Here is a 13,576-nt window from a genome sequence, read left to right on the forward strand (position 1 = left end):
GTCCTACTTGACGAACTTAGTTCGTGTCAAGTTAGGATGACGTCGTGGCTTCCGATCCCCGGCACCGCCGCGCTGCGCGGCACGCCCAACCCGACGGCGGTCCAGTGGCGTCCGCACCCGCCAAGAAACCCATCACGGTCGACCGGATCACCGACGCTGCCCTGCAGGTGGTGGCCACCGAAGGCTACGACGCCCTGACCGTCCGCCGGATCGCCGCGGTACTCGGCACCGGGCCGTCGTCGCTGTACGCGCACATCGTCAACAAAGACGACATCGACGACCTGCTCGTCGGCCGGATCTGCGCCGAGATCGCGCTACCCGAACCGGACCCGGCCGGATGGCGCGACCAGATCGTCGACGTGTACACGCAACTACGCGACCAGTACCTGAAGTACCCCGGGGTGTCCCGCGCCGCGCTCGGCACGGTCCCCACCAACCTCGACGCACTTCGCGTGCGTGAAGGGCTCCTGGCGATCCTGCTCGCCGGCGGAGTGCCACCGCAGACCGCGGCCTGGGTGCTGGATGCGATGTCGCTCTACGTCAGCGCCTACGCGCTGGAGCAGTCCTTGGTCCAGCAGCGGCGGAAACACCCCGACCAGGAATGGGTCGTCAGCCGCGAGGAACTGCTCCGCCGATTCACCGCACTGCCGGCCGAGACATTTCCCCAAACCCGCCGCCACGCGGCCGAGCTGACCTCCGGCACCGGACACGACCGGTTCGAGTTCACGTTGACCCTGTTCCTGGACAACCTCACCGGTCTGCGGCCACCACCGGTATCCGACAACACCGCGTGAACAAGCCGAGGGGCCGGGGCGCGCGATGCCGAGCGCACGCGCATGCCACTGAGAGCGATGAGTGCGGCGTCGGTCTTGGAGCCGGTAACGCGGCAGGGACGAGACGCGACTGCTGGACGTGAACGGCCACGACAGGGAAGAGACCGATGCCACCGAGGAAACGGTCGCGAAAGTACGTCTGGATCGGCAGCCTGCTGGCGGGTGCTCTGGTCATGGCCGCGCTGGGCAATGCCCTGCTGTCCGGCCTGTGCTTGTGGTCGGCCATCATCACGGCCATCGTGGCGGCCGTGAAGTCGTCGCCGAAGCCGGTGGCCGGAGTCGCCGGCGTCGTGGCCGACCAGCCCGACGACGAAGGCGATGCCTCGCGCCGCCGCGAGCGGGCCCGAGATCGGCGGCGCGAGGAGGAGTACTACCAAGCCGGCTTCGACGCCGAGCAGCGAGACCACGAAGACCGCGGCGAGGTCTGAAGTCCGTCGCAAGCGAGGGAGCGCCGTCGCCGACGCCCGTCCACAGCTTCCGCGGGCCCGATGCGCTCCGAACCCTCGCCGCCCGAGCTGAGCCGTCAGCCGGCGCCGCCGGCCCGCTCGATGATGGCGGGCAGGGCACGGCCGAACGAGCCCAGGCTCTTGAACGGCTCACCGGAGAGAACCCGCTCGGCGACGGCGAAGGGAAGCGCCGTGTTCCCGCTCACCACCACGACGAAGGCGCCGGGCGCACGCTCGGACGTGCCCCACTGTCCACCGTGGACACGGACGAGCACCTCACCGGTGTAGGCCCCGATCAACTTCCACCACAGTTCGAAACGCTGTCCCTCCAGCGGTCCCCCGGCCAGCAGTTCGGCACACACGCCGTCGAGTTCGTCCAGGCTCGCCAGGCTCCAGTCCAGCTCGCGGCCGAACTGGGTCGCGACCAACTTGACGCACCCCTCGGCGATGTTGCGCAAGTCGTCGGCCGGTTTCGTGGTCATACGCACGATCTTGCCATCAGCCGGCACCTTGCACGACCGACTTTCCCCGGCTGCGTCGTCGTACGAGGTGTCACGACGGAAGACAGCCATCAGGACGTCACGTGGGCGATGACGCGCCGGACGTACTCTTGGCGATTGCGCAGCAGATCCAGGCTGACCATGACATGCAGGTTCGCGGTGGGCAGGAACAACTCTCCCGCCACGGGTAGCGCTGTCACTTGGAGCCGGAATCCGCCGATCCGGGTTCCCGTTTTCCTTTCGTGTTCGTGAACCGCGTCCCGCATGCGCGGAGCATTGGTGAACGGGTTGCTTGCCCGCGCCACTTCACGCTTGTGCCCCGAACTCCAGCGGTGCAGCGTTTCGCGATTGTCCTCGACGACAGGTGCCAGCGGCCCGCTCGGCGACAGTGGTATCGACGGTGCATCCTGCCGGGTGAGGGTCACCGTGTCCTCCCACCACTCCTGCCACAGAGCCGGGAGGCGATCGGCCGGCACTCCCGGCGCAGCCAGCGCGGGAGGCTGAAGCACCGGAGGAATTCCGAGCACGCAGGGGATGTCGAGCGCGTCACGAACAGCCAAGGCGAAAGCCAGCGGATGCGAGTATCCCAAAACGACCGTCCACGGCGCGCTCGACATCGAACCCACGTGCTACCTCCCGGGTTGGTCAGACGATGTCCTCGGTGTCGCTGGGTCCACCGCTGGCGCAGATGTCACCATCCCACAGCAGGGCGTCACTGACCGGCGTCACGACGCCGGCGGTTTCCCACCCGGGGCCGCCGCCGTGCACGTCCCATTCCCCGGTCCACGAGGTGTCCAGCCCCAGACCGCCGCCCCAGGAGTTGCTGTCCGAGCCGTAGGGGTCGGAGCGGTTGACCCGCCAGTAGAACGCGATGGCGGCATCGTCGAGGTCGAACCCCGTCTCGATCTCCGAGACGTAGCCCCCGACGGCGTGGATCCACAGGTAGGAGTCCCCGCAGTCGCCCTCCACGACGTTGTCGGGATGGACCTTCGGCCGGTACGGAGTTCCGTCCGGGTTGACAGCCGCCGGCGTGGGCACGGCGTGCTGGATCCCATCGGGTCCGGTGACGACCTTGAACCCGTGGGCTTCAGCGACCTGCCGATTCACGCCGGAGACCCTCATCTTGGTGACCTTGGCGCCGGCCGGCAGTACACGCGTTGACACCGAAGCCGATCGGTGCGGCGCGGGCGAAGCCTGCGCAAGACCGCTGCCGACGATGACCGCCGACGCGGCCACGGCGATCACGAACGCCGATCTCACAATTCTGGACTGCATTGCATCCCCTCGAATATCGCTACATCAGAACACCGTGGTTCGTACACCCCCGCGGAAGTGCAGGATTTTCTTCGGCAGCGTTCGCGGTCGCCGAAGCGTGAACCAGAGAACCAAAGGCTCAGGAAATCTGAGCGAGACTCGAATCAACGAGGAAATCTTCAGGTGGCACTGACAGCAGACAATTCACCGTCCACCCCTCCCCTGCGCTCAGCAATTCCCCCTACACCCCTTGCGCGAGCAACCCCTAGTGAATCAGGGACCAAGTCACAGACAGTACCGCCGTCCGGGGGTAAATATACCCGTTGCACACAAAATGGGCATAATAGTCAGTGATCGCACTATGTCCACAAACAGTTGATATTGCCGCGCATCGACCCTCTATATAGTAGCAATTCGTGGGCAATCTTCGAAGAAACGCTTCAAACGCGAGCTCACGCATCGAAGAGCAACGCTTTTCGCATCTTCGCCCAGTATTCCGCCCCTGTCGACTGTCGTAACGGTCCGGTCGACGTGAACCCCGGACGACCCGGCGAACAGCAGGCGGTCGCGGATCGCCGGGTTCAGGATGAGCGGCGACCTGCCCGGCCGCTCGCGTCAGGACGGGGGCACGATCACGCCGGAACAGGACGACGTCGACGGCGCGAGCGTGCTCAAGCTCACCCAGCGGACTCCGCCGCGGTACGAGCAGATCCTGAAGCTGCCGTTCACCATGACCATCGGCCGGCCCGACTCCCGGCGTGAGCCGCTGGTGCTGGTCACCAAGCCCCCGGCTCTGCTGGTCGGCCAGTTCTCGCAGTACCCCCCCCCGCTCGCTCACGCAGCGGAAGTACTGGGCTCCGTCCGATGGGCGGCCGCGTAGTGCGCGGTGCCGATCGCTCCCGCCACCGCCAGGACGAACCCCGCCGCGGCCGCGGCGGTGAAGCCCTCGCGGACCCGGTCGTTCAGCACCACCAGGCCGATGAGCGAGGACACCGCCGTGTTGGTGGTGAACATGATCGCGGTGACTGCCGTCGCCCGGCCGCGTTGCAGGGCCATCGCGAACGCCACCGCCGCGACGAGCCCGTTGGCGATCATCGCCCAGAGCGCCGGTTCCAGGACGAGGCGCCAGACCGGCCCGGACGCGTCGAGCGTCCGGGCCGCGACCCCGACGGCGCTGAACCCCAACCCGGCGCAGAACCCCAGCACGATCGGCGACCAGCGGCCGTCGCGGCGCTGGGCGGTGAACGCGATCGTCGCGATCACCACCGCCACGCCCACCAGCAGCAGCTTCCACCCGGACGGCAACAGGCGCGCGGGGCCCGGGTCCGCGGACACGCCCAGCAGGACCAGGCCAACCGCACCCACGCCCAGCGCGGCCCACCCGGCGCCGGCCAGCCGGACACCGAGGATCGCGGATACCGTCGCCGTCACGCCGACGCTGAACGCGAGCACCGACTGGACCAGGAACAGCGGCAGGCGGTGCAACGCGGCGGCGGCGCACACGAACCCGAGCAGATCGACCCCCACCCCGAGGAAGTAGAGCGGCTGCCGGCGCAGCGCGACCAGGTCCTGGGGCGAGCCGCCGAAGGCGCCGGCCCGCCGGACCCCGGCCGACTCCAGGATGGAACCGCTGCCCGAAGCTACGGCGGCCAGCACGGCGAGGACGTATCCGAGGATCACCGCCCGAGTGTGCCAGCCCGGCCACGACCGGTGTCCCGGGACCGGGCAACGCCCCCGACGTCCGCACTCCCCCGCGATCAGGGTGTAGCGACGCCGCAGTCGAACAGCACCCCGGCCGTCGCCGCGTCCGGGCCGATCCGCGTGGGGGGCACCGGGCGGCAGTGCTTCGCCTCCCACCTGACCCGCCCGGTCAGTTCCCCCGCGTCGGCCGCCGACGCGGTGGTCCGCCCCGCCCCGGCGCGGGCGATGTCGACGAACACCTTCGGCAGCAGCACGAACCGCAGTTTCCCGGCCGCGACCCACTGCGGGAGCTCCGCGGCCGACGGCGCCGGGTCGAAGCCGAGGTAACCGCCGAGCGGCGCGACGCGCGCCTCGGTGTTCAGCACGAACGGGTCCGCGCCGTACGTACCGCCCTCGACGGCCAGGGTGATGCCGGCGGACGACGCCTGCGCGAACGCGAGCACCTGGCGCTGACCGGGGCTGAGCCGGTACGCGCTGTCGATGAACCGGACGTACCCGGCCGCGGCGCCCGCACCGGTGGTGTTGACGCTGAAGACGGTATGCAGCGCAGCCGTCGACGGTGGCCCGGCGACCGGGTCGGCGCTCTCCAGCACGCTCCTCGGCCGCACCGCGGTATCGACGACGAAGGCCGCGGGCCCGGCCACGACGGCGGCCAAGCCGATCACGGCCGCGACGCGGGCCGCCCGCAGCAGTACCGCGACGACGGAGAGCAACGCCAGGGCCAGCACGGTGTACCGCAGCCACGGCAGCCAGTCCGGCGTCCGGTCGAGCAGGACGTAGGCGAGCACCGCCGTCCCCGCGACCGCGGCCGGCAGGACGAACCGGGCCCGGCCCCGGGACCAGCTCGAGGCCGTGACCAGCCCCGCGGCGGCGAGCGCCGCGATCGCCGGGGCCAGCTCCGCGGTGTAGTACGCGTGGAAGATGCCGCCGGTGAACGAAAAGACCACGGCTCCCCACGATCAGCCAGCCACCCCACAACGCCCAGCCCGCCTTGGCCCGCGGCGCTGCCCCGCTTGCGCGGCACGCGGCGACGACCAGGGACACCACGGCGAGCGGCAGCAGCCAGGCGATCTGCCCGCCGACCTCGGCGTCGAACAGCCGCAGCGGACCCGCCTCGCCGCCGAGCGCCGCGCCGGCCGTGGCGCTGTAGCCGCCGCCGATGCCGGTCGTGCCGCCGACCAGCCGCGTCAGCCCGTTGTAGCCGAAGGCCAGCTGCCACACCGAACCGTCCGTGGTGCTGCCGACGAACGGCTTGACGCCGGGCCAGACCGTGACGACGACGGGCCACGCCAGCGACACGAAAAGCGTCACCGCGCCGGCCACGCCGAGCCACGCCAGCCGCCGGCCGCGTGAGCCGGGCGCCGCGACGAAGTACGCCAACGCCAGTCCCGGCAGCACGATCCACGCGGCGAGCATCTTCGTCAGGAAGCCCAGTCCGACGAAGACCCCCGCCCACACCAGCCACCGGGCGTTGTCGATCGCCCGGGTGACGCAGTAGGCGCCGAGCAGCAACAGGAGCACCAGGAGGGTGTCCGGCAGGTTGTCGCGGTTGATCGCCGCGGTGATCGGCGTCAGCGCGAAGAGCGCTGCGGCGAGCAGCGCGGTCCGCGCGCCGGCCCAGCGGCGCGCCACCCGGTGCAGCACGAGCACCGCGGCCACGCCCTCGACCACCTGGACCAGGGCGATCGCCCACGGGTGGAACCCGAAGACGGCCACGCCGAGCACCTGCGTCCAGAAGGCGAGCGGCGGTTTGTCGACCGTGACGACTCCCGCCGGGTCGAACCCCGCGAAGAAGAACGCCGTGACGTCGTGCGACATCGAGTGCACGGCCGCCGCGTAGTACGGCTGCAGCGGCCGGCTCCACAGGGCCCAGCCCCACGACACAGCGGCGACGGCCGAGATCACCGCCACCGCGATCCGCTCGCCCCGCCCGGTCCGCACCTCGGCCACCACCGTCATGTCTCCCCCTCCGGCTACCGCCAGAACGCTAGGAGAACACGCCGCCGGAATCCTCAAGCCCCGGATTGAAGTGGGCGTCCACCCGGGGGTGGAACGAGGCCGTACGGGAATCGTCCGCCGCTGCGGCGGCCGTCAGTGGAACTCGGGCAGGACGTGCTCCTGCCAGCCGCGGAAGAAACCTTCGTGGTCGTCGCCCACCTGCTGCACGTAGATCTCGTCGACCCCGGCGTCGACGTACTGGCGGACGCGTTCCGCGTGCGCCTTCGGGTCGTCACCGCACACGATCGCCTTGCCGACCTCCTCGCGCGGGACGAACGACGTCGCGGCTTCGAAGTCCTCCGGCCGCGGCAGGATCTGGGCCAGCTGCCCCGGCAGGACGTCGTTGGCCCACAGCCCGTGCGCCCGGTCCAGCGCCGCTGCCGCGTCGGCGTCCCAGCACACCTTCATCCCCGCCTGCACCGGCTTGTCCCCGCCACCGGCTTCGCGGAAGGCGCGGACCAGGTCGGCGTCCGGCAGGACCGTGCAGTACCCGTCGCCGATCCGGCCGGCGAGCTTCGTGGCCTGCGGCCCGAACCCGGAGACGTAGATCGGCACCGGGCGGTCCGGCACGGTGTAGATCCGCGCGTCCTGCACCTCGTAGTGCGTCCCGTGGTGACTCACCGCTTCGCCGCGCACCCCCGCCGCGTGGAGCTTGCGGATGACCTCGACGGCCTCCTCCAGCATCTCCAGCCGCTGCCCGGCCGAGGGCCACGGGTCGCCGAGGATGTGCTCGTTCAGCGCCTCCCCCGAGCCCACGCCCAGCACGAACCGGCCGTCCAGCTGGACCGCCGCGGTGGCCGCGGCCTGGGCGAGCACGGCCGGGTGGATCCGGACGGTCGGGCAGGTGACCGCCGTCGTGATCGGCAGCGAAACGGCCTCCGACAGGGCGCCGATCACCGACCAGACGAACGGGCTCTGGCCCTGCGCGTCGTTCCAGGGGTGGAAGTGGTCCGAGATCCACAGCCGCTGGAACCCGGCGCGCTCGGCCGCCCGGGCCTGGGCCACGAGCTCGCGGGGACCGTACTGCTCGCACGAGAGGAAGTAGCCGATCGACGTCATGCCGGCCGGATACCCCGGCCACCCGCTCCGCACACCACCGCACCGGTGATCGCGGCGGCGCACCGGACGAATGCCCCATCGGTGGCGTGATCGCCCTGCTCACCCTGCGCCCGGCCGGTGCCGCCGTTAGCTTCGTTCCGTGCTCAGATTCGGTGTGGTGGCCGTGTTGTCGCTGCTCTCGCTCGGCGTCGCCGCGCTGGCCCTGTTCGCCGGCCCGTGGTGGTGGCTGCTCGCCGTACCGCTGCTCCTGCTCGCCGGCGTGGGGTGCTGGGACCTCGCGCAGCGCAAGCACTCGGTCCTGCGGAACTACCCGATCCTCGGGCACCTGCGGTTCCTGCTCGAAGCGTTGCGGCCCGAACTGCAGCAGTACTTCGTCGAGCGCAACTTCGACGGCCGCCCGTACGACCGGGACATCCGCAGCATCGTCTACGAACGGGCCAAGGGCACCGACGCCGAAGAGCCGTTCGGGACCGAACGGGACGTCTACGCCGACGGGTACGAGTCCCTGGTGCACTCGATGGCGCCGGTGGCGCCGCCCGACGATCCGCCGAAGATCCGGATCGGCGGCCCCGACTGCACCAAGCCCTACGACATGGCGCTGCTGAACGTGTCGGCGATGAGTTTCGGCTCCCTGTCGGCGAACGCGATCCTGGCCCTCAACAAGGGCGCCGCGCTCGGCGGGTTCGCCCACGACACCGGCGAAGGCGGGCTGTCGGAGTACCACCTGCGCCACGGCGGCGACCTCGTCTGGGAAATCGGTACCGGCTACTTCGGCTGCCGGACCTCCGACGGCGGTTTCGACAAAGCGGAATTCGCCGACAAAGCCGCGCACGACGCGGTGAAGTGCGTGTCGCTGAAACTGTCCCAGGGCGCGAAACCCGGCATCGGCGGCGTGCTGCCCGGCGGCAAGGTGAACGCGGAGATCGCCCGCGTCCGCGACGTCCCCCAAGGCAAGAGCGTCATCTCCCCGCCCTACCACCGGGTCTTCTCCACCCCGCGTGAGCTGGTCCGGTTCATCGCCTCGATGCGCGAACTGGCCGGCGGCAAGCCGGCCGGGTTCAAGCTCTGCCTCGGGTCGCGACGCCAGTTCCTCGCCGTCTGCAAGGCCATGCTCGCCGAGGGCGTCACGCCGGACTTCATCATCGTCGACGGCGCCGAAGGCGGCACCGGCGCCGCGCCGCTGGAGTTCGCCGACCACGTCGGGACCCCGCTGACCGAAGGCCTCATCACCGTCCACAACGCACTCGTCGGCACGGGCCTGCGCGACCGGATCAAGCTCGGCGCCAGCGGCAAGGTCGCCACCGGCGCGGACATCGTCAAGCGCCTCGTGCAGGGCGCCGACTACACCAACGCGGCGCGGGCGATGATGTTCGCCGTCGGCTGCATCCAGGCCCAGCGCTGCCACACCAACCGCTGCCCGACCGGCGTCACCACCCAGGACCCCCGCCGCGCCCGCGCGCTGGACGTCGAAGACAAGTCCCTTCGGGTGGAACGGTTCCAGCGCTCCACGGTCAGCGGCGCGCAGCAGATCATGGCGTCGATGGGCGTCCGGTTCCCCGCCGAGCTGCGACCGCACATGCTCCGCCGCCGCGTCGACCCCCACCAGGTGCTGTCCTATGCGGAGCTCTACGACTGGGTCGGGCCCGGGCAGCTGCTGTCCGAACCCCCGCCGGACTGGGCGGCGGACTGGGCCGCGGCCGATCCGGACCGCTTCACCGTCTGATCGGCGGCAGTCTCCCATCAGGACGATCGCGACGCCGTCGCCGTCTATGCTCGGCGCGTGGCGATCGACTCCCCCGCTCTGAAGACCCGCCGGGCCGCGCCCCGGGACTGGATCCCGCGGTGGTCGGCGAGCGCCGCTCTGCGCGCCCTCCGCGCCACCCTGGTGGTCCCCGTCCTCTTCGCGTTCAGCATCACCGTGCTCGGCGACCTGCAGGTCGCGACGTTCGCCGCCTTCGGCGGGTTCGCCACGCTCGTCATGGCGTCGTTCGGCGGCGATCGGCTAGACAAGCTGCGCGCCCACTTCGGACTCGCCGTCACGGGCAGTGTCCTGCTGGTCGTCGGCACCGCTGCCAGCGCATCGCTGCCATTGGCGGCGATCGTCACGCTCGTCGTCACCTTCCTGGTGCTCTTCGGCGGAGTCGCCGGACCGAACGCGGCCGCCGGGGGCGTCGCCGCACTGCTCGCCTACGTCCTCCCGGCCGCCTCCCCCGGCACGATGAGCATGGTGCCGGCCCGCCTCGGCGGCTGGTGGCTGGCCTCGGTGGTCGGCACCGCCGCCGTCCTGCTGCTGTCGCCCCGGTCCCCCGCCACGGCCCTGCGGGACGCGGCGGCGCGGGCGGCCGGCGCGCTGGCCGACCACCTCGACGCGGCACTGAGCGGCGGCGCCGACACCGCGCACGAGGCGGCGGTCGAAGCCAAGCACCACCTGATCGACGAGTTCACCGCGACGCCCTACCGCCCCACCGGGCTGGCCGCCGAAGACCAGGCCTTCGACACCCTGGTGGGCCTGCTCGAATGGTGCGCTTCGGTCATCGCCGACACCACGAGCGAGTACCCGGACCTGAGCGGGGCACCCGAGGTCGAACGCGCGCTCCTCATCGAGACCAGCGCCGGCCTGCGCGAGGTTTCGCGGCTGATGGCCGGTCAGCCCGGCTCCTTCGACGCCGGCGAGCTGGACCGCCGGATTCAGGCGAGCGTGGCACGGCTGCGCGCACTGGGATCCGGTGATCCCGGCTACGTCGACGCGGTGCACCTTTCCTTCCACGCCCGCACCGGGGCTTTCGCCGTCCGCGAGGCGGTGACCCAAGCCCGTGCCGCCGTACCCGGCGGACGACGAACGCGCTTCCCCGGTGGGCTTTCCATGGCCGCGCTGGCCCGGGTCGCCTCGCCGCACACGAGCCTGCGGTCGGTGTGGTTCGTCAACAGCCTCCGCGGCGCGGTGGCCCTGACCGCGGCGGTCGTCGTCGCCGGGGCCAGCGGCGTCGAACACGGGTTCTGGGTGGTGCTGGGCACGTTGTCCGTGCTGCGCGGCAACGCGGCGGCGACCGGATCGACCGCGCTGCGAGCGCTGATCGGCACCGCACTCGGCGTCATCGTCGGTGCGGGGCTGCTGCTGGTCATCGGCACCAGCGCGCCCGCGCTGTGGATCGCCCTCCCGATCGCGGTGCTGGTCGCCGGCTACGCGCCGGGCGCGCTGCCCTTCACCGCCGGCCAGGCGGCCTTCACCGTGACGGTCTCGGTGCTGTTCAACCTGCTCGCACCGGCCGGCTGGCAGATCGGGGTCGTGCGGATCGAGGACGTCGCGATCGGCTGCGCGGTGTGCCTGGTGGTGGGCGCCCTGTTCTGGCCCCGCGGCGCCCGGGCCGTGGTCGCCGACGACCTCGCCGACGCGTTCCGCACCGGCGGCGCGTACCTGTCGGCGGCCGCGAACTGGGCGCTCGGCCTCCGCCACGACCCACCCTCCCCCGCCGCGGCGACCGCGGCCGGAGCCCGCCTCGACGACGCACTCCGCGGGTTCCTCAGCGAGCAGGGCACCAAGCACGTCCCCAAGCCCGACCTGTGGCGGCTGGTCATGGGGACCGTCCGCGCGCGGCTCACCGCGCACTCGCTGGCCGGGCTCCCGAACCCCCACGTCGACCCGGACCCGTTCCGCCGGCTCCTCGGCGACCAGGCGGGCCAGCTCGCCGCCTGGTACGACCACCTGGCCTCCCGCCTGGACCGCACCGACCACGGCGAGGTTCCCATACTCGCCCCGCCCGCCTTCCCGGACGTCCTCCAGCAGCCCGGCGCCTCGGTGCGCGACCTGGCGTGCGCGCTGTGGGTCCACGAGCACATCAAGCACATCTCCGCCCGGCTCGCCGAACTCGTCGAGCCGGCCGGCGTGGTGGCCACCCAGCGCCATCGCCCTTGGTGGCGGTGAGCAACCGCCTGCCGACACCGCACCGAGACGTCGCCGACGCGGTCTTCCGGCGCGGCCGTTGGGTTACTTCACCGCGACGGGGCCGTGACTGCTCCGGACGAACATCTCGGCTCCCTCGTCGTAGCGTCCGCAGGTCGGCGACTACCAGGCCCCGCGGCCCGGCTCATCCCGGTGATCGGGCTGGTACGCGCCGGACCCACCGGCGCTGGCAGGTGGTCTGCCGGGCACTAACCGAAGTGGTCCCAGCCGGTGCCGCCCTCGAAAACCTGCGTGAAGGTGCCGTGGCCGTCGCCGGTGTAGGCGCGGAGAGCACCGTTGAAGACCGCGTACAGATCGGCCTTCCCGTCGCCGTTCACGTCACCCGCGCCGAGTTTCGTCGCGCCGTTCCAGCCCGCGGTCTCGCCGGCCGCGGTGAATTCGCCGGTACCGTCACCGTGGTAGTAGCGGAGCTTGCCGTCGGCGATGCCGAGGAGGTCGGCCTTGCCGTCACCGTCGACGTCCGCGGCGCTCAACTGACCGACCTGTTCCCAGCCGCTGCCGGTCTTCTTGGCCGGGTGAAAGTTCCCGGTCCCGTCGCCGAAGTCGACCGCGAGTCCGGTGCCGTCGACGGTGACGAGGTCCGCCTTGCCGTCGCCGTTGACGTCGCCGAGTTCCAGCTGGCTTCGGCGGTCCCAGCCGGTGCCACCCCGCCATCCGAAGTGCACGTTGCCGGTGCCGTCACCGAAGTCGTACTCCAAGGCACCGCCGACCACCGAGACGAGATCGGCCTTGCCGTCCCCGTTGACGTCGCCCAGGTCCAGCTCGCCGTGGGCGTCCCAGCCGGTGCCCCCCTGCCAGGCGAGGTGCACATTGCCGGTGCCGTCGCCGAAGTCGGCCTGCAGCGCTCCGCCGACGACGCCAACCAGGTCGGCCCGGTGATCCCCGTTGACGTCTCCCACGCGCAACTTGTTGCCCGGTGTGGTCGTGGTGACCACCTCCGTCGCCGGACCGTCCTGGCCGGCCGCGGTCACCGGGACGACCCGGTAGCGCCAACTCACGCCGGGCTGCAGCCCGCTCTGGACGAAGGGCGCGGCCGCAACCGTGCCGAGCAGGGTGGACGGATCCCCGGTCGCCGACCCGTAAACCCGGAACGAGGCGTAATGCACACTGGCCACGTCGATCCAGCTCAGCGTGACTGCGTGCGGCGCCGGGTAGGCGGCGAAGCCGAGCATCCGGCCGATGAGCCAGTCGCGCAGATCGTCCACCCGCGTGGCCGTCGTTCCCTGCCGCGTCTCGGTCTCGCCGAGACATCTGTGCTGCCACGACGCGCCGACAACGCCGATCAGGTTGCCGGTGCCATCGGTCACCGGGCCGCCGGCGTCACCTTTGCAGGCGTCGCCGCCATTGTCGCCGGTCATCGACATCGTTGCGTCCGTCGCGGTAGCGATCGTGAACGCTGCTGCGTGCGGCACGTCGGGAAGCCACTCGCTTTCCGTGCGACCGAACCCCGCGACTTGGACCTTCGTGCCGGGGCCGGGCTGGGTGCCGGCGAGCGGAACCGGGAGTACGCCGGTCATCGCGGCGTCCAGCCGGATCAGCATCAGGTCACGACTGGAGGCGGGGATCAGCTGCGCGGCGTGCGCAGTCGCGGTTCCGACGGACACCGTGGCCGGGCCGCTGCCGGTGAAGCAGCTTGCCGCGCTGAGCACCCACCACGGGTCGACCAACGCACCGGAGCAGGCGCGGCCGTCCATGGTGATCTTCGCGAGATACGGGAGGCCCGTCGCCGGCGCCCCCAGCGCCACTGCCGACGAGGCCGGAGCGATTCCGGCCACCAACGCAGCCGTGAGGGCAGGAACAAGCAGGCGTGACATGCGCATGAGG

12 protein-coding genes and 1 pseudogene are annotated in these 13,576 nt (G+C 71.2%); 5 read left to right on the forward strand and 8 right to left on the reverse strand.

Features of this window, described 5'->3' with window-relative positions; all coding sequences use genetic code 11:
- The first annotated feature begins 44 nt into the window (after positions 1 to 44).
- Both ACLJOU_RS13750 and ACLJOU_RS13755 read left to right on the forward strand, forming a co-directional pair.
- Complete coding sequence (locus ACLJOU_RS13750; protein ID WP_410567221.1) at positions 45 to 794, forward strand: TetR/AcrR family transcriptional regulator; 750 nt, start codon at positions 45 to 47, stop codon at positions 792 to 794.
- Between the two features lie 146 nt (positions 795 to 940).
- A complete protein-coding gene (locus ACLJOU_RS13755; RefSeq protein WP_410567222.1) occupies positions 941 to 1,261 on the forward strand; it encodes a hypothetical protein in 321 nt (106 codons plus the stop codon).
- A 95-nt stretch (positions 1,262 to 1,356) separates the two neighbouring features.
- On the opposite strand, the gene ACLJOU_RS13760 is transcribed toward ACLJOU_RS13755, so the two are convergent.
- From ACLJOU_RS13760 to ACLJOU_RS13770, 3 genes are all read right to left on the reverse strand, one after another.
- The gene (locus tag ACLJOU_RS13760; RefSeq protein ID WP_410567224.1) at positions 1,357 to 1,761 is read right to left on the reverse strand and encodes a hypothetical protein; all 405 of its coding nucleotides are present in this window, start codon (positions 1,759 to 1,761) and stop codon (positions 1,357 to 1,359) included.
- An 89-nt stretch (positions 1,762 to 1,850) separates the two neighbouring features.
- Positions 1,851 to 2,405, reverse strand: coding sequence for a hypothetical protein (locus tag ACLJOU_RS13765; RefSeq protein ID WP_410567225.1), 555 nt, complete (start codon positions 2,403 to 2,405; stop codon positions 1,851 to 1,853).
- A gap of 19 nt (positions 2,406 to 2,424) precedes the next feature.
- Complete coding sequence (locus ACLJOU_RS13770; protein ID WP_410567227.1) at positions 2,425 to 3,024, reverse strand: hypothetical protein; 600 nt, start codon at positions 3,022 to 3,024, stop codon at positions 2,425 to 2,427.
- A gap of 595 nt (positions 3,025 to 3,619) precedes the next feature.
- Here ACLJOU_RS13770 and ACLJOU_RS13775 point away from each other — a divergent pair.
- Entirely contained in the window at positions 3,620 to 3,913 is a 294-nt protein-coding gene (locus tag ACLJOU_RS13775; RefSeq protein ID WP_410567228.1) for a hypothetical protein, read from the forward strand.
- Here the strand turns inward: ACLJOU_RS13775 and ACLJOU_RS13780 are convergent.
- From ACLJOU_RS13780 to ACLJOU_RS13795, 4 genes and pseudogenes are all read right to left on the reverse strand, one after another.
- Positions 3,868 to 4,713 carry a hypothetical protein gene (locus tag ACLJOU_RS13780; RefSeq protein ID WP_410567592.1) on the reverse strand — a complete coding sequence of 282 codons (846 nt, stop codon included), beginning with the start codon at positions 4,711 to 4,713 and terminating at the stop codon, positions 3,868 to 3,870. The two genes, ACLJOU_RS13775 and ACLJOU_RS13780, sit on opposite strands and share 46 nt — an antisense overlap.
- Before the next feature lie 77 nt (positions 4,714 to 4,790).
- Positions 4,791 to 5,681 (reverse strand): hypothetical protein, encoded by an 891-nt coding sequence (locus ACLJOU_RS13785; protein ID WP_410567604.1) that lies wholly within the window; start codon positions 5,679 to 5,681, stop codon positions 4,791 to 4,793.
- Positions 5,682 to 5,964: 283 nt separating this feature from the next.
- Positions 5,965 to 6,693: pseudogene (locus ACLJOU_RS13790) on the reverse strand (ArnT family glycosyltransferase); the annotation flags it as partial.
- Positions 6,694 to 6,825: 132 nt separating this feature from the next.
- Positions 6,826 to 7,791 carry a TIGR03557 family F420-dependent LLM class oxidoreductase gene (locus ACLJOU_RS13795; RefSeq protein WP_410567230.1) on the reverse strand — a complete coding sequence of 322 codons (966 nt, stop codon included), beginning with the start codon at positions 7,789 to 7,791 and terminating at the stop codon, positions 6,826 to 6,828.
- Positions 7,792 to 7,930: 139 nt separating this feature from the next.
- Here ACLJOU_RS13795 and ACLJOU_RS13800 point away from each other — a divergent pair, with 139 nt between their 5' ends.
- A complete protein-coding gene (locus ACLJOU_RS13800; protein WP_410567232.1) occupies positions 7,931 to 9,514 on the forward strand; it encodes an FMN-binding glutamate synthase family protein in 1,584 nt (527 codons plus the stop codon).
- Positions 9,515 to 9,571: 57 nt separating this feature from the next.
- The gene (locus ACLJOU_RS13805; protein ID WP_410567234.1) at positions 9,572 to 11,713 is read left to right on the forward strand and encodes an FUSC family protein; all 2,142 of its coding nucleotides are present in this window, start codon (positions 9,572 to 9,574) and stop codon (positions 11,711 to 11,713) included.
- A gap of 227 nt (positions 11,714 to 11,940) precedes the next feature.
- Here the strand turns inward: ACLJOU_RS13805 and ACLJOU_RS13810 are convergent, their stop codons facing one another.
- Positions 11,941 to 13,527: an FG-GAP-like repeat-containing protein gene (locus ACLJOU_RS13810; RefSeq protein WP_410567235.1), complete on the reverse strand. Its 1,587-nt coding sequence runs from the start codon at positions 13,525 to 13,527 to the stop codon at positions 11,941 to 11,943.
- Between the last annotated feature and the right edge of the window lie 49 nt (positions 13,528 to 13,576).

Origin of the sequence: Amycolatopsis sp. cmx-4-61 (genome assembly GCF_046548775.1) — a bacterium.
Classification (GTDB): domain Bacteria; phylum Actinomycetota; class Actinomycetes; order Mycobacteriales; family Pseudonocardiaceae; genus Amycolatopsis.

Bases quoted from the DNA above. Each gene is read 5' to 3' on its own strand.
- ACLJOU_RS13795 (WP_410567230.1), bottom strand. From the start codon at position 7,791: ATGACGTCGATCGGCTACTTCCTCTCGTGCGAGCAGTACGGTCCCCGC.
- ACLJOU_RS13755 (WP_410567222.1), top strand. From the start codon at position 941: ATGCCACCGAGGAAACGGTCGCGAAAGTACGTCTGGATCGGCAGCCTG.
- ACLJOU_RS13775 (WP_410567228.1), top strand. From the start codon at position 3,620: ATGAGCGGCGACCTGCCCGGCCGCTCGCGTCAGGACGGGGGCACGATC.
- ACLJOU_RS13760 (WP_410567224.1), bottom strand. From the start codon at position 1,761: ATGACCACGAAACCGGCCGACGACTTGCGCAACATCGCCGAGGGGTGC.